We start from the raw sequence: 16,669 nt of genomic DNA on the forward strand, positions 1-16,669 counted from the left end.
AGTTAATCCTTAATGCCCCCGGCGGTTAAACCGTGTACCAGATAGCGACGAACCAGCAGCGTAAACACCACGACCGGCAGCATCACCAGCGTGCCGCTGGCGGCAATTTTGCTCCATTCCCAGCCTTCATATTGCAGGAAGTTCACGATGGCGACCGGTGCTGTGATGGCGTTGGTACGCGTCAGGATCAGCGCGAAGAAAAAATCATTCCAGGAAAAGATAAAGCACAGGATGGCTGTCGCCGCGAGGCCGGGTTTCACTAACGGCAGTGAGATGTGCCAGAAACTGCGCCACAGCGAGCAGCCATCCATCCACGCGGCTTCTTCCAGCGCCACCGGGATCGCGGAAAAGAAGGTCTGCATCAGCCAGATGACAATCGCCAGATTAAACGTCAGATAGACGATTGCCAGTCCCATAATGGTGTCCTGTAACCCCAGCCAGCGCCAGGCCAGGAAGAAGGGAATAGTAAAGGCGATGGGGGGAGCCATGCGGGTGACGAGGATCCACAATGCGACGTAACGGCGGGCGCGAAAACGCCAGCGCGTTAACACCCACGCCGCCGGAACACCCAGCAGCAGAGAAAATACGGTTGATAGCACGCTGACCATCAGGCTGTTACTAAAGGGCTGGAGAAAATTGCCGGCAATCAGCGCGCGGTAGGCATCAAGCGTCGGCGTAAACCATAACGTCAGCTCAAAGGCATCCAGCGAGGGGCGCACAGACATGATCACCATCCACAAAAATGGCGCAAGAAACACCACCAGCAGCACCAGCGCCAGTAACGTGCGCTTTCCCCTGAGACGCCATTTTTTACGCTGGGCAGCAACAAACGGCTGCGGCCGCGCTTCACTGTGTTGTACTGTCATCGTTCCACCCTGCCCGGCCAATCAGCCAGCTTAAAATAAACACGCCCACCAGAATAACGACCGCAATCGCGCTGCCGTAACCCCACCAGGAAAAGTTAAACGCCTGAATAAAACCGTAGTAGTTGGTCACTTCCGTCACCGATCCCGGACCGCCGTCAGTCAGAATATAAATAAGCGGGAACGCCTTAAAACTGTCGATCAGGCGGAACAAGATACACACGACCAGGACCGGCTTCAGGTGTGGCAGGACGATATAACGAAAGATATTGAATGAGGATGCGCCATCCAGGCTCGCCGCTTCCCGGGGTTCATTCGGTACCATCTGGAGTGCCGCCAGCACCATTAACATGGTAAATGGAAACCATTGCCAGACATCCGCCACCGCGATGGCCCATAACGCGGTATCCGGGTTGGCAATCAGCGAGTCCAGCGGCAGGTTAAAGCGGTCCAGCACCTGATGCAACGGGCTGATATCCGGCGTGTAAATGATTTTCCAGATCAGCGCCACGATGATCGGCGGCAGCACCATCGGAATAAGCAACAGCGTTCGCACGCCATTCAGCCAGCGTGACGTGCCGTTCAACAGCAGCGCCAGCAGCAGTCCGATCAGCACCTGGAAAAACACGCTCACAATCGAAAGCTTGAGCTGAGTGACCAGCGAGTCGAGGAAGCGATCATCGTGCAGCAACTGCTGATAGTTAACCAGCGGGTTGGCAAAGGTGAACGTGGTGTCGGGGTTGGTCAAACTGAACGGCGTCAGACTGGTGACCAGCAACGCTACCGCAGGCACCAGTGTCAGTAATGTCAGCACGATCAGCGACGGTGCGAGGCCCAGGAGCCAGGCATTACGCTGACGCACACGCCAGCTTAATGATAACGCCATTTTAACCTCTCAGAGTTTCACACCCGCACGCTGCAAATCGGCTACCGTGCCGGCTTGCGCTTTACCCATCGCTTCTTTAGCAGATAACTGACCGGAAACAATAAGCGCGATCGCCTTATTCAGTTGTTGATCAACCTGCGGGTAGAACTCCACGGTGCGATATTTCATATAGCCACCCTGTCCTGCCCGGTCGACAGCATCAATGGACAACTGCGCCAGATCCACGCCGTTAATCACCTGCTTACTGCGAAACACCTGCGAGTCAATATCGCTGCGACGGGTCGGCGAGCCGTAACCTGCCGCCAGCGCGCGGGAGGTCATCTGTTTTGATAATGACCACTGAATAAAGGCCCACGCGGCTTCTTTGTTTTTCGAACCGGCCGGGATCCCCAGCGCATGCGTTGCCATACCGGGGAACCACCCTTTGGGTCCGCTGACCATCGGGCCGAAATGCGAGGTCTTAACCGTGCGCGAACTCTGCGCATTACCCAACTGCGCCAGATAGGTCTGGCTGGCGTCGGAAAAGTTGACGCGTCCCTGCTTCAGCGCCTGTAGCGACTGGTCGGCCGTGTAGGTGATACCGCCATTGGGTCCGAAATCACGAATCAGGCGGGAAAAATAATCTGCCGCTTCGATGGCTTCCGGCGTATCCAGCGTGGGGAAAAGATCGTCCGGGGGTGCGCGGAATACGTTGCCGCCAAACGCCTGTAGATAAGGGATAAACGTCCAGCCGTAGTGGTTATCCGTTACGTATCCGGCCACACGCTCTTTTTTATTTACCGCCTGTAAAACCTTGACCAATTCATCGGTGGTTTTCGGAAATTCCAGCCCGGCCTGCTGGATCAGATCATAACGCGATGCCCCCGCCAGCATCGCTTCTACAACATAAGGAATACCGTAAAGTTTACCGTCATGCCCGGTTTCTGCGGCAAGCGTGGCGGGCAGAAAATCCTGTAATCCCCAGTCCTGCGGGGTCAGGTTGGGGTTAGTGATATAGTCATTCAGCGGCGTCAGCCAGCCGGCATTGATCCAGCGGCTGGTATAAATAAAGGTGACGTTCACCACGTCATACGCAGAGCCGCGAGTAGACAGTTCCAGATCGGCACGCTGGTTGTACACCGGAAATGCCGGCGTATCCAGTTGCACCTTTGCCCCGGTCAGCGCTTCAAACTCCGGTAGCCATTGGCGAATAAGCTGCGGCCAGGCGGTACTGAAGGTGGAAACATTCAGCGTAACACCCTCATATTTGCGCGCCTTATTTGCCCCACGCGCGATGGCAGGCACCATGCTGTACACGCCGAAAGCGGCCATCGCTTTTAACAGATCACGACGCTGCATATTTCACATCCGTAGTCGGGTTAACCGGAGATCCTTCATTGACGGCATCCTGGGGACGGGCCACCGTGCGGCTGCGGCTGCCGTCAATGCCCGTTGCGGGTTCGCCTTCCACCGTCACCCGGCGTACCACGCGCGGCTGCGATCCATAGTCGTTCACAGCGTAATGCTGCGTGCTACGGTTATCCCAGATCACCACGTCATCCTGCTGCCACTGCCAGCGCACGGTATTTTCCAGCCGAATAATTCGGTTCTGCAATAAATCAAAAAGCTGTGCGGATTCGCGGCTGCTGAATCCCACCAGATTTTTGACAAAATGGCCGAGTAATAAAATCCTTTCACCGCTCACCGGGTGAATATGCACAACCGGATGCTCTGCTTCCCAGACGGAAGAGACAAAAACCTTTTTGTGGTGATGCAGGCGTTGTTTATCTGTTTCGAGACGCTCAGCCGCATAATCATAATTATTAGTGTGAACAGCGCGTAACGTGCCGACTAATTGTTTTAAGGATTCGGGTAATGATTCATACGCACGTGCGGTATTGGCCCAGACGGTATCGCCACCATATTCCGGGATCGTCACGCCGCGCAAAATCGATATTTTGGGAAAAGCTTCCACAAAGGTGACATCAGTATGCCAGGAATCAGCTCTTCCGCCGCCTTTGGAAGCGTCCAGTTCAAACAATTTGGTTCCATCAGGCGACGGAACCGTAGGATGGGCAACGATTTTTCCAAAACGTGCACCGAACGCCTGATGCGTTTCATCCGTTAAATGATGCTGGCGACGGAAAAATAAAACCTTATATTTTACCAGTGCATTTTCTATCTGCTGAATAACCTCGTCACTCAGATCCGCAGACAGGGAAATATTACGAACCTCCGCACCAATGTTTCCGGCTACGGGATGAACATCTAATTGATCAAAGTCGCTACGGGCAACAGTAATTGCTGAGGTCATGGTTGATTTCCTTAAATATTAACAGGAACTCAACTCTATTAATAAAGCGCGTGGGCCGAAAAGACTTTTTGGTAATAAATATAGTAAGCGCTTTTGCATAAGCTAAGTCAGAAAACACAAATATACGCCACGGTAGTGCATTCATCTGGCATTTATGGCGAAAGCATTGTTAATGACACTGAGGGATCGCCGATAACCGCATGCCATTCTTAACCCTTATAATATGAGAAAAATTTCTGGATTCTGTGATTAGGCGCAAGAGCTGATTCATCAAAACAAAAAAACCCGAGCCAGGCAGCACGCCGGACTCAGGCTTTATCGACGCCAGCTACGGCGTGAACGATCGCAGTAATTTAAATCTGGTAGTCAATCACCACTTCATCTGGCTCCATCGCCTGGCGTTTAATCTCCGCCAGTGACAGTCCGGCATTACACAGTTCAATAAACTGCCAGACATAATTACGCTGAAGCTGACCGCGTTTAAGGCCCAGCCAGACCGTGCTGGCATCAAAAAGATGGCGGGTGTCGAGGCGCACCAGCTTGCCGTTTTCCTGCTCCCCGGCAGACTGCTCAGCCACCAGACCGATGCCCAGCCCCAGATCGACGTAGGTTTTGATGACGTCGGAGTCCTGAGCGCTTAGTACGATATCCGGCGTCAGCCCTTTGCGGCTGAAAGCTTCATCAATGCGTGAACGACCGGTGATCCCCTGACGGTAGGTAATCAGCGGCCAGCGCGCGATCTCTTCCAGCGTCAGCGGTGAGATAAGCGTCAGAGGGTGATCCTGCGGCAACAACAGGCTGTGGTGCCAGCGAAACCACGGGAACGCCACCAGCGTTGGGTCATTACTTAACCGTTCACTGGCAATACCGATATCCGCGCCGCCGTTGTGCAGCAGCGCTTCAATTTCCTGCGGCGTACCCTGCACCAGCTCCAGGCGGACCTCTTTGAAAAGTTCGCGAAACGCCTTAATCACTGGCGGCAGGCTGTAACGCGCCTGCGTATGGGTGGTTGCAATAGTCAACACGCCAGACGCATCGTTGGTAAACAGGTCGGCCAGCCGACGCACGTTACTGGCTTCATTAAGAATTCTTTCCGCAATCACCAACAGCGCTTTTCCCGGCTCCGTCATCCCCAGTAAGCGCTTGCCGCGCCGGATGAAGATCTCAATACCCAGTTCTTCTTCCAGTTCGCGAATGTGACGACTGACGCCGGATTGCGAGGTGTAAAGCATGTTGGCGACCTCTGTCAGATTAAAATCCTGACGTGCGGCCTCGCGAATAATTTTAAGTTGCTGGAAATTCACCCTACCCTCCGGGGCCATATGACATAACACTATTGTTAAAGTCCCGGGCCTGGCAGAACAAATAATAAAAACCAGCAACTTATTCTTTTTGGTTATATGCCTAACTTACTAATAGTAGTTCACGGTTTTCCAGCGCCGGACGGGTCACCAGCGACATGAGGATCTCACGCACCGCCTGCGCCTGTGGCGAGAGCGAACCCCGCGCTGAGACGTTCAGCGAAAGCGGCAAACTCATTGATGGCGTCGAGATCCGCGCCATCCAGCCATTCGCTGCCCCGGAGAGTGAGCGGGCAGCCGACTCCGGCAGTACCGTAACGCCCATCCCGCTGGCAATCGCCGCCGTTAGCGTCGCGATGGAGTCAATTTCGCCGACAATTTTTGCCGTCAGGCGACGCAGTGAAAACGCTTCATCCACGCGCAGGCGCACCGCGCTATAGTCACGCGGCAGAAACAGGTTCATTTCAGCCACCGCCGCAAGATCGACGCTTTGCCCCGGACAATCGCGAGTCCCGACAAGATACAAATCTTCTTTCAGCAGCGGCTGGCTGGAAATACCGGCCACGGGAGAGCGCTCATACAGCACCGCCATATCGAGCTGGCCGCTGAGCAATTTATCATTCAGCACCGAGCCGCTGTTTTCATGCAGATAAACCTGCACATCCGGTAGCTCCGCACGTACCGCCTGTAACAGCGGCATGGTCACGGAAGACGCCGCGGTTCCCGGTGCAAGGCCGATCGACACCTGCCCGCGTAGCGTTTGTCCGACATTATTCACCGCCAGCTGCGCCTGTTCACACTGGCGAAGAATAGTGCGCGCATGGGTATAGAGAATTTTGCCCGCTTCGGTCGGCGTCACGCCGCGTTTAGTGCGGATCAGCAATTGTTGATCCAGTTCCCCTTCCAGGGTGGCAACCTGCTGACTCAACGCGGGCTGTGCAATATGCAGCACTTCCGCCGCCTGCGTCAGACTGCCAATATCGACGATTTTTACGAAATACTTCAGCCGTCTTAAGTTCATTTTGCCTCCGGTCAGGAAAGCCAGTATTAATGCTGGCAATAATCTTACCGGGAGTACTGCAAGATATTTGCCAGTTTTAACAAATGTCTTTTTTTGGACTCTAACCGGCTGGATAATAAGACATTGTGATGTGAAACAGCGTTTTTATCATTCAGCCAGTGGAAATGGCTATGCCCCATTAAGGGGTAGATTGCACCATCAGCGTGCGTAAATATCAGCAAAAGCATAAATGGGACGCTGTATTGTTGATTTTGTCAGCAATCAAACGCCTTCGCCGCATCCACCCTTTGACAAGCTAATCACCCCCCGCTACTATTCGCCCCGTTCACACGATTCCTCTGTAGTTCAGTCGGTAGAACGGCGGACTGTTAATCCGTATGTCACTGGTTCGAGTCCAGTCAGAGGAGCCAAAATTCAAAGAAGCCCGCTTTTCAGCGGGCTTTTTGCTTTTCTCCCCCGATAAAAAATCTCATACTTACCCCCATCGGACCGGGTGACGCTCATACCCTTGTTAATCGAAGGAACCGCCACGTTGAAATTACGTCTACTGTCTCTGCTCCCCGTCCTGCTCTTCCCGCTTTCCGCCCTTGCCAGCACTTGTACGCTCAGCGATCCAACGCTGACGGTGCAGAGTTATACCGTCCACGCGCGGCAAGAACGTATCGTCATGTACTGGAAAAAAGCGGATGGCACCGCCTGGGAGTCATTACTCAATCTGCTGGCGGGCAATAATGCTGACGGCCGGATACAGATGGCGATGAACGGCGGGATTTATGCTAAATCGTATGCCCCGCTCGGGCTGTATATTGAGAAGGGAAAGCAGTTGGCACCGCTGAATCGCGCCTCCGGCGGGGGTAACTTTTTTATTCGCCCCGGTGGGGTGTTTTATGTGAAGGGTGAGCAGGCCGGGATTGTCAGTCTTGATACCTTCAAAACCTCGCAAGGTATGGATTACGCCGTGCAGTCTGGTCCGCTGATGATCGAGAACGGCACCATCAACCGCCGTTTACTCCCGTCCGCCAGTTCACGAAAAATCCGCAATGCGGTGGGTTTCACAACGCGGGGCGAGGCGGTATTTATGCTGAGCGGGCGCGGAACCAGTTTCTATGACTTCGCCTGCTATGCCCGGTCAAAACTGGATGTCCGCCAGATGCTTTATCTCGACGGCACGATTTCCGCGATGTACCAGAAAGGCGCTGATATGCCGTGGCAGTCTCATCCGTTTGTGACCATGATCGCCGTAGAAACCCGGCATCCTGAGTAGCCGCCTGCATTACCTTCAGTTTTATCTGCTGGCTTTTGTTTCACATTCCTGTGACATACTATCGGGTATATTCAGTCTATCTGACACAAGGAGCGAATGATGAACAACAAGGGTACCGGTCTCAATCCGCAACAGGCGCTGGATCAGCTGGAAGCACTTTACGAACAGTCGGTTAGCGCGCTACGGGACGCTATCAGCACGTATGTTACCGACACCACATTGCCCGACAGCGAGGCGCGCGCGAAAGGGCTGTTTGTCTATCCGCAAATTTCCGTGACCTGGGATGGTAACGCCCACAAGGCGCAGAAAACCCGCGCCTACGGCCGCTTTACCCACGCGGGCTGCTACACCACCACGGTGACGCGCCCCGCCCTGTTCCGCCATTATCTGGCTGAGCAACTGACGCTGCTCTATGAAGATTACGGCGCGGAAATCACCGTGGAACGGTCGCAGCATGAGATCCCTTTTCCTTATGTCATTGATGGTTCTGAAATCACGCTTGATCGTTCGATGAGCGCGGGCTTAACCCGCCACTTCCCGACTACCGAGCTGGCGCAAATTGGCGATGAGACGGCGGACGGACTGTTTCACCCCACCGAGTTTTACCCGCTGTCGCACTTTGACGCCCGTCGCGTCGATTTCTCGCTGGCCCGTCTGCGGCACTATACGGGCACGCCCGTGGAACACTTTCAGCCGTTCGTATTGTTCACTAACTACACCCGCTACGTAGACGAGTTTGTGCGCTGGGGATGCAGTCAGATCCTCGATCCTGACAGCCCTTACGTGGCACTCTCCTGCGCAGGCGGGATCTGGATCACCGCCGAAACCGAAGCGCCGGAAGCCGCCATTTCCGATCTGGCGTGGAAAAAACACCAGATGCCGGCCTGGCACCTGATTACCGCCGATGGTCAGGGCATTACACTTGTGAATATTGGCGTCGGTCCATCAAACGCGAAAACGATCTGCGATCACCTCGCCGTCCTGCGCCCGGATGTCTGGTTGATGATTGGTCACTGCGGCGGACTGCGTGAAAGTCAGTCTATCGGCGACTATGTGCTGGCCCACGCTTACCTGCGTGACGATCATGTGCTGGACGCGGTTCTGCCGCCGGATATTCCCATTCCCAGCATCGCAGAGGTGCAGCGCGCGCTGTATGACGCCACCAAGCAGGTGAGCGGCATGCCCGGCGAAGAGGTTAAACAGCGCCTGCGCACCGGGACCGTGGTCACCACCGACGACCGCAACTGGGAACTGCGCTACTCCGCTTCCGCTCTGCGCTTTAACCTGAGCCGCGCGGTGGCGATTGATATGGAGAGCGCCACCATTGCGGCGCAGGGCTACCGCTTCCGCGTGCCTTACGGCACCCTGCTGTGCGTGTCCGATAAACCGCTACACGGTGAAATCAAACTGCCCGGCCAGGCCAACCGTTTTTATGAGGGGGCGATTTCAGAGCACTTACAGATCGGCATTCGCGCCATCGATCTGCTGCGTGCTGAAGGCGAACGCCTGCATTCGCGCAAGCTGCGCACCTTTAATGAACCACCGTTCCGTTAACCGCGATAAGGACTTTTTTATGGACAGTTCTCTTTCTGCACTCCGCGACCTTCTCATCACGCAGTCGCTGGACGGTATGATCGTTCCCCGGGCGGATGCGCACCAAAGCGAAGATTGCGCCCCGCACGATGACAAACTGGCGTGGCTCACTGGCTTTACCGGTTCTGCCGGGCTGGCGTTGGTCCTGCGCGATCGCGCCCTGCTGTTTGTCGACGGACGCTATCAGGTGCAGGCGCGCAACGAAGTGGATCTCAACGCGTGGGAGATCCATCATCTGCATAATGAACCACTTGCTGAGTGGCTGGCGAGTGAACTCCCGGCAGGCAGCCGCATCGCCTTCGAGCCGCTGCTGATGGTAAACAGCCAGTATGAAGCGCTCAGCGCCACCCATTGTGAACTGGTGCCGCTGCCGCACGATCCCTTCGATACGATCTGGACCTCGCGTCCCGCTGCGCCCGAGGGGGCCATCCGGGAAATGCCCACGGAGATGGCCGGAGAGAGCAGCGAAGATAAGCGCCAGCGCATTGCTGCCCTGCTGCGCGAACAGAACGTTGATTTTCTGGCGATCACCCAGCCGGATAATATTGCCTGGCTGCTGAACGTGCGCGGGGCGGACGTGGCAATGAGTCCGGTTGCCCTTTCTTTTGCGCTGTTAAGCCAGACCGGCGAGGTGGAATGGTTTGTCGCCGCGAGCAAAACGGCCGGATTGTCCGAATCGCTTCTTGCCTCGCTCACGCTGGCACCGCAGGAAGCCTTTATTCCCCGCGTTCAGCAGGTTGCCGCAGAGAAACGAATTTCGCTGGATGCGGATAATGCCCCGGTTGCACTGCGTTTCGCCGTTGAGCAATCCGGCGGCAACGTGGTCTGGCAGGCCGATCCCATCACCTTTATCAAAGCGAAAAAAAATCAAACCGAGCTGGAAGGCTACCGCCATTGCCACCGCTACGATGGCGCGGCATGGGTGAATTTTCTGGCGTGGCTGGCGCATGAGGTCTCCGCCCGTGAAGCCGCGAACAATCCGCTCACCGAACTTGAAGCACAGGAAAAGCAGCTGGCGTTCCGTCAGCAGCAGCCAGGCTTTATTGAGCAGAGCTTCAGCACCATTTCGGCGGCGGGCAGTAACGCGGCGATGTGTCATTACCATTCCAGTGAGAAAACCAACGCCGCGATCACCGGCGCGAACTTTTATCTCAACGATTCCGGCGGTCAGTACCAGAACGGCACCACGGACGCCACCCGCACGCTGGCATTCGGCACGCTCGATCCGCAGCGTCGCCTGCACTATACCGCCGTGCTAAAAGGCTTTCTGGCGCTGATCACCCTGCAATTCCCGAGCGGAACGCAGGGCCATCAGATCGACGCCTTCGCGCGCCGCCCGCTATGGGAGCTGGGTCTGGATTACGATCACGGCACCGGGCACGGCGTCGGTCATCAGTTGCTGATCCACGAACAGCCGCACCGGATGGCGAAGAAAGTGAATCCCTGGCCGCTTGCCGCTGGCAATATCATCACCATCGAACCGGGCCTGTATCTGGAAGATCGCTACGGCATCCGCATCGAAAACCAGGTGGAAGTGGTTGAAGGCCATCCGGGATTTTGTCGTTTCGCTTCGCTGACGCTGATCCCCATCGATTTAAGTCAGGTAGAGCTGTCGTTGTTGAGCGAGCAGGAGAAACAGTGGCTGGACGACTACCACCAGCAGGTGCGTGAAGCGCTTTCTCCGCTGGTGGAGAGCGATGCGCGTCCATGGCTGTTTGCCGCTACCGCGCCGCTGCGCGTGCAGGCGGGATAAGTACTATGTGAGAAGCCCGCGCGGCGCGGGCTTCTTGTTATTCGCTAACGACGTTCCTCTTTTCTGAGACTTCGCGGTGCTTTTGTTTGAAATACAATTCGACCTCCTCCAGACTTTTGCCTTTGGTTTCCGGGACAAAGAAACTAAAGAAAGTAAACGCCACACAAATACCCGAGAAAAGCCAGAACGTCGCGGATGCCCCCATCCCGTTCAACATCGGTAGTGACAACAACGCGATGACCAGGTTAGTAGCAAAAATAATAAATATCGACAGGCTGGTGACTTTCGCCCTTGCCCTGAGCGGTGAAATCTCCGAGATCATCAGGAAACCCAGCATCCCCGGGCTGACTGCATACATGACGATATAAAAGACCAGTGAACCAAACGCCAGCCAGTTACTGCCAGGAAATACCGGTACAGAAAACAGAATGGCAAGGATAACAAGGCTAATCGTTAATCCCACCGCGCCGAGAATCAACAATGGCCGACGTCCAACGCGGTCAACAATGAGCATTCCCACCACGGTAAAGGCCACGTTGGTAATGCCAAGCCCGACGGTACCAATCCATGAAGCAGAAGAGGTAAACCCACTCGACTGTAAAATCTGCGGCGCAAAATAGATCACCAGATTAATACCGCAGGCGTTGGAAAAGAAGGCGACCAGCACGCCAATAATAATCATTGGTCGTACGTGACCGCGGAACAAATCCCGCCAGCGCATATTGTCCTGCTCAATCGCGTTCAGGCGTTCCGTTTCTTTAATTTCAGCATCAACCTGACTATTACCGCGAAGCTTTATTAACGTTCGTCGGGCGAGATCGTGTCGGTTCATGGCGATAAGCCAGCGGGGTGATTCCGTTACGAAAACGACACCTGCCGCCAGAAGCACGCCGAAAATTCCGGCAAGCCCCACGGGTAAACGCCATTCTCCGCGACTTTCCGCGACCGTATTCACGCCGTACGCCATGACGATACCGACGGTGATCATCAACTGGAATGAGGTGACCAGCACGCCGCGAATTTTTGCTGGCGATAATTCAGCAATATAAACGGGTACCAGTACCGAAGAAGCGCCCACGCCGATACCCTGTAGAATTCGGGCGAGCGTCAGAATTTCAATTTGGTGGCTGAACCCCGAAATCGCTGCGCCGAAAGCAAAACACAATCCTGAGATAAACAGATTAACTTTACGTCCATATTTATCGGCAAGCGGCCCGGCGGCAAGGGCACCGATCATGGCTCCTAATAATGACATACTAACGATAACACCCTGCATAAAATCGTTAATCTGAAACTCTTTGCCGATAAAGACAATGGCACCGCCGATAATGCCGGTATCATAGCCAAATATAATCCCACCGACGGAAGAAATAAGTACTGAAAGAATAATAAAAACAGTGATTTTTATCGCTTCAGGTTTACCCTGCCCTTCTCTGCACTCTGAATTTACCATGATATTAACCTGTCGTTTAAATATTATCGTTAATTCAATTCTGGAATAACCGTCGCCCCCAGAGCGCCAGCAATATCGCCTAATTCTGACGGCACAATGCGTTTATTAATGGCATAGGCATCCGCCCGCATCAGAGACTCTTCCAGGCCAGATTTAAATAACGGGTAATAATGCGCGGCGCTGCCGCTAAGAATGGTCAAATCTGGACCATAAAGCGTAAGTAATGTCACCAGCCCGCGGCCGAGATAGTTTCCATAGCGATGAAATATCGCCGCTACCTCTTCCCGCTCTGCCGACATAGTCTGATAAAAGCTAATGTCCTGCTTTTCAAAAGGCGTCCGGGGAAGCAGTGCCTCCAGGTTTTGCTGTAGCCAGGTCCGGGAAGCCAGCATTTCCCAGCAGCCCCGCAGACCGCAATAACAGGTCGCCGGGTTGCCAGAAACCGGAATATGTCCCGCTTCCGGGTGCTGGTGGTCACTGGTACGAAAAGGAATTCCCTTATCCAGCAGTGCGACGCCGATACCCGTACCCAGCGTGACCATCAGAAGCCGCTGGCTATTTTTACCTGCGCCAAAGTGATATTCTCCCAGCACCGCTGCGACGGCATCATTATCGATCGCGACATTGATACCAAGTATTTTTTTTAATTCATCGACCAGCGGGAAAAAAGAAAAGCACTCGAGCGTATCTTTATTATTAATAATCCCGGACGCAGTATCTACCGGACCGCTGGCACCCAGCCCCAGGCTAATAAGCTCCATCCCTTTCGGGATGAGAGCCAGTACGTGAGAAGCCAGCGTTTGCGCGCGATCTTTCTGCTCAAGCTGGCAAAATTCTGCGGTTGGGAGCGTCATGGTATTGAGTATCCCGCTTTCCCCTCTGATGATAATGCGGGTACCCGTTCCTCCCAGATCAATGCCTGCTTTTACCACTGTGGATGCGTTTGTCATATCGCCACCGTAATTTTTTGCCCGTAGAGGAAATGGCCCGGAATGAAGCCGTTTTTCCTGGCGAATGCTACCGTCAGATGCTCAATGTAAATAAAGCCGCACAGCAGTTGGCAAAGCTCATCGACAGGCGGTACGGCAAGCAGGACGGAATTCGCATAAGCGGCTTCTCCGATAGTGACGACACGAGTACCATTCGCCAGCAGTTCCGTAGCCAGTCTTTCCAGCGTTTCGTCGCCTGGCTTGCCGCACAAAACCGCCAGCATCCCTTTGCCGGAAGTCTCCATCGGGCCATGACGAAACTCACCGCCGATAAAACCTTCCGCGCTGACTTTAGACGCTTCTTTGGTGATTAATGCGCCGGTTAATGCACTGGAAGCAAACGCGCCGGTGCCGACATACGCGACGCGAGGGCGTGCATGGGAAAAGAGATCCTCCGCCAGCTCCGCAACGCAATGTACGTCACTCACCAGGCGAGCGATCTCAGGAAGGATGGCCCTCACCGCATCGCAAATGGCCTTCTCATCTTCTCCCAGCAAAACGGCCAGCACCCGGTAGCAGGCAATCAACGTGTTCAGATAGCTTTTCGAACTTACCGTCGCTTCGTCGCCGCTTTCAAGCGCGATGAGAATATCGGCTTCTTGCGCCAGGATGCTGTCCCGGTCATTGGTTAAACCGATAAGCGTACGTGGGCGTATGCCCTTTTTAAGCAGCGCCACAATTTCGCCGCTCATCCCCGATTGAGAGGTCGCCCAGAGCAGCGAGTTTTCCGTTACCAGCGATGGCATATCCAGCATGCGCCCCGCATCCACCCGCCATACCGGATAACCTCTGGCGATAAGCGCCCTTTCAACCGGGATCAGAGCATAGTCCGACGATCCCATTCCGGTCAGGATAATCCGGTCATAGCTGTCTAATTGCATGGCATGCAGGTTTTCCGGCAGCGGATTCTTCAGTTGTGCTTCTACGGCCTGTGGCTGCATAGCAATATCGTTCTCATACGGTGTAGACATCATTTCCTCATTAGTAGGTTGTGAACACGCTTACACGGTATATGCACGAATTCGTGCATTCAATTGCACGAATTCGCTTATGTGACGAGGTCGACATTTTTTTTCAGGCCATCAATTTAAGCGTTTGAAAGCTATGCATTTATGATTTTTTCTGAGGTAAAGCGTGGTACTATCAGCCGTATTAAAGCGTGAAGGGGGCGAAAAATGCTGGCACAAGAAAGGCGGAAAAGGATCCTTTCCATGCTCGTTTCAACGGGTTATCTCAATGCCCATCAACTCGCTGAAGAGTTTGAGGTGGACAGTTCAACGATCAGACGGGATCTCATTCATCTGGAGAAAACGCAGCAAATTGTCAGAACGCACGGTGGCGTGCTGCCAGTGCTATCGACGGAAAGACAGGATACGCCCTACACCATCCGTAAAAGCCGCAACCATGAGCAAAAAGTGGCTATCGGTAAATATGCTGCCTCATTAATCGCCGATGGCGACTCAGTGATCCTGGATAACGGCTCAACCGTTTATGAACTGGCGGTACAGCTCGCCAGCAAAAAAGATCTGACGGTTATCACCAACGATCTTAATATCGCCTTACTGCTCAGCCAGTATCCGGCGATAAATCTCAACGTTACCGGCGGCGTGGTGATTGGTAACTCGCTTACCCTGGTGGGCCCGGATGCGACACGAAAATTCAGTGAAGTGTACGCCGACTGGGCGTTTCTCGGCGCTGAAGGGGTACACCCCGAGGCAGGCATCACCAACGTTAACGCCATTGAATTGCCGACTAAAAAAGAAATTTTGCAGTCCGCGAAAACGCGCGTTGTGCTGGCGGACGCCTCAAAACTGGGATACCGTGCGCTTTCCCATGTCTGCCCTATCGCCGATGTCGATATCATTATCACTGATAAAAAGAAAAACGATAAAGCCGCAGCGGCCTATGCCGATAAACTGCGCTTTGCCAGCAGTTAATATCTCCATGCTGAATGCAAAAAGCCCGTTAATAACGGGCTTGTTTACCGTGCACGATGTGGAAAGTTATTTATAAAGCGCAAGATTCCCCGTCAGTTTGGTTATTTTCTTCTTCGGCCCCACCAGCCCGATTGCCACCAGTTCAATCGCGTTGCTGTTTACCGAAGCGATCCTCTCGCCATACTCATCATAGGTTTTGCACGACTGCGCCAGCGCGCTAAACGGCATAATCTCAATGTCATCGTCAGCTTCGCCCGCGTTCAATAACTCATGAATACAGGCCCCCGAAGCCCGCAGGACGGGAAGCGGACTGTAGATCACGCCGGGATAATTGACCCCATCAAGGCTTTGCCTGTCAGGCCCCACAAGATCCTCAACGGTGCGACCAAAACTGATCCCTATAACGCTTGCCGCATTCATGGCAAGACCGGCGGGAAGATCGTTATCAATAATAATCGTACAGCGATGCTGGCTGGCATCAAATTTCATCTCTCGTCCTCACTATAGCGGTGTGTCTTAAGCAGGTGTCTGCAGGGCCGATACAGTATGCCGAAGCTAAACAGAAAAGTGCTGCCTGTTTCATGTACTTACAGAACGATATCCGGTAAAAATACCCTTATTATACTTCTCAAAAGAAAGGAATTACCCACTATGGTGCCCGATACGACAGAAATGAAAATTCTCAGGCTGTTGCAGGACGACGCTCGTATCACCAATCAGGAACTGGCTGACAAAGCGGGGATGTCCGCCTCCCCCTGTTGGCGCAAAGTGCGCAAGCTGGAAGAAGACGATGTCATCCAGGGCTATCGTGCGGTTCTGAACCGGAAAAAAATTGGTCTGGGCGTGATGGTGTTTATTCGGGTGACTATCGATAGCCATAGCGAAGCGGAGGCGAGAAAATTTGAGGAGGAGGTGACCGCGCTTGAAGATGTTGTTGCCTGCTACAGCATCGGCGGGGATGCCGATTTTCTGCTACAGGTGGTGGCGTCCGATCTGGATTCGTATGCGGATTTCGCCATGTCGGTGGTGCGCAGGCTGCCGGGCATTAAAGAGATGCAAAGTATGTTTGTACTCAAAGAGATCAAACCGCTGACCGCTTACCCCGTCAAGAAGCAGCGCTAAACGCAGAAAAGCAAAAAGCCCGCTAAAAAGCGGGCTTCTTTGAATTTTGGCTCCTCTGACTGGACTCGAACCAGTGACATACGGATTAACAGTCCGCCGTTCTACCGACTGAACTACAGAGGAATCGTGTGAACGGGGCGAATAGTAGCGAGCCACCCGCCCCTTGTCAAAGCCTGATTGTACAAATTCAACCG

The 16,669-nt window shown here is 54.0% G+C and carries 15 protein-coding genes and 2 tRNA genes; 6 read left to right on the forward strand and 11 right to left on the reverse strand.

The annotated features are described in order from the left end of the window. Positions 1 to 2: 2 nt before the first annotated feature. From ACMGGS_RS20535 to nac, 6 genes are all read right to left on the reverse strand, one after another. Positions 3 to 866, reverse strand: coding sequence for a carbohydrate ABC transporter permease (locus tag ACMGGS_RS20535; protein WP_414164153.1), 864 nt, complete (start codon positions 864 to 866; stop codon positions 3 to 5). Continuing rightward, entirely contained in the window at positions 847 to 1,749 is a 903-nt protein-coding gene (locus ACMGGS_RS20540) for a carbohydrate ABC transporter permease (RefSeq protein ID WP_414164154.1), read from the reverse strand. Before ACMGGS_RS20540 ends, ACMGGS_RS20535 begins: the two co-directional genes overlap by 20 nt. 9 nt (positions 1,750 to 1,758) lie before the next feature. Further along, complete coding sequence (locus tag ACMGGS_RS20545; protein WP_414164155.1) at positions 1,759 to 3,087, reverse strand: ABC transporter substrate-binding protein; 1,329 nt, start codon at positions 3,085 to 3,087, stop codon at positions 1,759 to 1,761. Then, complete coding sequence (locus tag ACMGGS_RS20550) at positions 3,074 to 4,042, reverse strand: TauD/TfdA dioxygenase family protein (RefSeq protein WP_414164156.1); 969 nt, start codon at positions 4,040 to 4,042, stop codon at positions 3,074 to 3,076. The genes ACMGGS_RS20545 and ACMGGS_RS20550 overlap by 14 nt, the downstream gene beginning before the upstream one ends. Before the next feature lie 353 nt (positions 4,043 to 4,395). Further along, positions 4,396 to 5,346, reverse strand: a complete 951-nt coding sequence (gene cbl / locus ACMGGS_RS20555) for an HTH-type transcriptional regulator Cbl (RefSeq protein WP_176918991.1) — start codon at positions 5,344 to 5,346, stop codon at positions 4,396 to 4,398. A 100-nt stretch (positions 5,347 to 5,446) separates the two neighbouring features. After that, on the reverse strand, positions 5,447 to 6,364 hold the full coding sequence (gene nac / locus ACMGGS_RS20560) for a nitrogen assimilation transcriptional regulator NAC (RefSeq protein WP_414164157.1): 918 nt from the start codon (positions 6,362 to 6,364) through the stop codon (positions 5,447 to 5,449). Between the two features lie 334 nt (positions 6,365 to 6,698). On the opposite strand from nac, the gene ACMGGS_RS20565 reads away from it, so the two are divergent. The 4 genes from ACMGGS_RS20565 to ACMGGS_RS20580 all read left to right on the forward strand — a co-directional run bounded on the left by ACMGGS_RS20565 (position 6,699) and on the right by ACMGGS_RS20580 (position 10,974). After that, positions 6,699 to 6,774 (forward strand) — tRNA-Asn (locus ACMGGS_RS20565). Positions 6,775 to 6,896: 122 nt separating this feature from the next. Beyond that, positions 6,897 to 7,628: a phosphodiester glycosidase family protein gene (locus tag ACMGGS_RS20570; protein WP_414164158.1), complete on the forward strand. Its 732-nt coding sequence runs from the start codon at positions 6,897 to 6,899 to the stop codon at positions 7,626 to 7,628. 99 nt (positions 7,629 to 7,727) lie between these two features. After that, positions 7,728 to 9,182 (forward strand): AMP nucleosidase, encoded by a 1,455-nt coding sequence (locus tag ACMGGS_RS20575; RefSeq protein WP_414166325.1) that lies wholly within the window; start codon positions 7,728 to 7,730, stop codon positions 9,180 to 9,182. 19 nt (positions 9,183 to 9,201) lie between these two features. Further along, positions 9,202 to 10,974, forward strand: coding sequence for an aminopeptidase P family protein (locus tag ACMGGS_RS20580; RefSeq protein ID WP_414164159.1), 1,773 nt, complete (start codon positions 9,202 to 9,204; stop codon positions 10,972 to 10,974). Between the two features lie 37 nt (positions 10,975 to 11,011). Here the strand turns inward: ACMGGS_RS20580 and ACMGGS_RS20585 are convergent, their stop codons facing one another. From ACMGGS_RS20585 to ACMGGS_RS20595, 3 genes are read right to left on the reverse strand one after another with little or no spacing between them, the layout of a single operon-like run. Beyond that, the gene (locus tag ACMGGS_RS20585) at positions 11,012 to 12,427 is read right to left on the reverse strand and encodes a sugar porter family MFS transporter (protein WP_414164160.1); all 1,416 of its coding nucleotides are present in this window, start codon (positions 12,425 to 12,427) and stop codon (positions 11,012 to 11,014) included. Between the two features lie 29 nt (positions 12,428 to 12,456). After that, positions 12,457 to 13,377 carry an ROK family protein gene (locus ACMGGS_RS20590; protein WP_414164161.1) on the reverse strand — a complete coding sequence of 307 codons (921 nt, stop codon included), beginning with the start codon at positions 13,375 to 13,377 and terminating at the stop codon, positions 12,457 to 12,459. Then, positions 13,374 to 14,390: an SIS domain-containing protein gene (locus ACMGGS_RS20595; RefSeq protein WP_414164162.1), complete on the reverse strand. Its 1,017-nt coding sequence runs from the start codon at positions 14,388 to 14,390 to the stop codon at positions 13,374 to 13,376. The genes ACMGGS_RS20590 and ACMGGS_RS20595 overlap by 4 nt, the downstream gene beginning before the upstream one ends. Positions 14,391 to 14,591: 201 nt before the next feature. On the opposite strand from ACMGGS_RS20595, the gene ACMGGS_RS20600 reads away from it, so the two are divergent. Next, a complete protein-coding gene (locus tag ACMGGS_RS20600) occupies positions 14,592 to 15,353 on the forward strand; it encodes a DeoR/GlpR family DNA-binding transcription regulator (protein ID WP_414164163.1) in 762 nt (253 codons plus the stop codon). A 66-nt stretch (positions 15,354 to 15,419) separates the two neighbouring features. On the opposite strand, the gene ACMGGS_RS20605 is transcribed toward ACMGGS_RS20600, so the two are convergent. Beyond that, positions 15,420 to 15,842, reverse strand: a complete 423-nt coding sequence (locus ACMGGS_RS20605) for a DUF2000 domain-containing protein (protein WP_414164164.1) — start codon at positions 15,840 to 15,842, stop codon at positions 15,420 to 15,422. A gap of 162 nt (positions 15,843 to 16,004) precedes the next feature. Between ACMGGS_RS20605 and ACMGGS_RS20610 the strand changes: the two genes are divergently transcribed. Further along, entirely contained in the window at positions 16,005 to 16,475 is a 471-nt protein-coding gene (locus ACMGGS_RS20610; RefSeq protein WP_194206515.1) for an Lrp/AsnC family transcriptional regulator, read from the forward strand. A 47-nt stretch (positions 16,476 to 16,522) separates the two neighbouring features. Here ACMGGS_RS20610 and ACMGGS_RS20615 read toward each other — a convergent pair. Next, positions 16,523 to 16,598, reverse strand: a tRNA-Asn gene (locus ACMGGS_RS20615). Positions 16,599 to 16,669: the final 71 nt, after the last annotated feature.

Source organism: Superficieibacter sp. BNK-5 (assembly GCF_047456055.1).
Taxonomy (GTDB): Bacteria; Pseudomonadota; Gammaproteobacteria; order Enterobacterales; family Enterobacteriaceae; genus Superficieibacter.

Coding starts and splice junctions, on each gene's coding strand:
- ACMGGS_RS20545 (WP_414164155.1), bottom strand. CDS start 3,087: ATGCAGCGTCGTGATCTGTTAAAAGCGATGGCCGCTTTCGGCGTGTAC.
- ACMGGS_RS20575 (WP_414166325.1), top strand. CDS start 7,728: ATGAACAACAAGGGTACCGGTCTCAATCCGCAACAGGCGCTGGATCAG.
- ACMGGS_RS20600 (WP_414164163.1), top strand. CDS start 14,592: ATGCTGGCACAAGAAAGGCGGAAAAGGATCCTTTCCATGCTCGTTTCA.
- ACMGGS_RS20580 (WP_414164159.1), top strand. CDS start 9,202: ATGGACAGTTCTCTTTCTGCACTCCGCGACCTTCTCATCACGCAGTCG.
- ACMGGS_RS20605 (WP_414164164.1), bottom strand. CDS start 15,842: ATGAAATTTGATGCCAGCCAGCATCGCTGTACGATTATTATTGATAAC.
- ACMGGS_RS20550 (WP_414164156.1), bottom strand. CDS start 4,042: ATGACCTCAGCAATTACTGTTGCCCGTAGCGACTTTGATCAATTAGAT.
- nac (WP_414164157.1), bottom strand. CDS start 6,364: ATGAACTTAAGACGGCTGAAGTATTTCGTAAAAATCGTCGATATTGGC.
- ACMGGS_RS20595 (WP_414164162.1), bottom strand. CDS start 14,390: ATGATGTCTACACCGTATGAGAACGATATTGCTATGCAGCCACAGGCC.
- ACMGGS_RS20535 (WP_414164153.1), bottom strand. CDS start 866: ATGACAGTACAACACAGTGAAGCGCGGCCGCAGCCGTTTGTTGCTGCC.
- ACMGGS_RS20590 (WP_414164161.1), bottom strand. CDS start 13,377: ATGACAAACGCATCCACAGTGGTAAAAGCAGGCATTGATCTGGGAGGA.
- ACMGGS_RS20540 (WP_414164154.1), bottom strand. CDS start 1,749: ATGGCGTTATCATTAAGCTGGCGTGTGCGTCAGCGTAATGCCTGGCTC.
- ACMGGS_RS20610 (WP_194206515.1), top strand. CDS start 16,005: ATGGTGCCCGATACGACAGAAATGAAAATTCTCAGGCTGTTGCAGGAC.
- ACMGGS_RS20585 (WP_414164160.1), bottom strand. CDS start 12,427: ATGGTAAATTCAGAGTGCAGAGAAGGGCAGGGTAAACCTGAAGCGATA.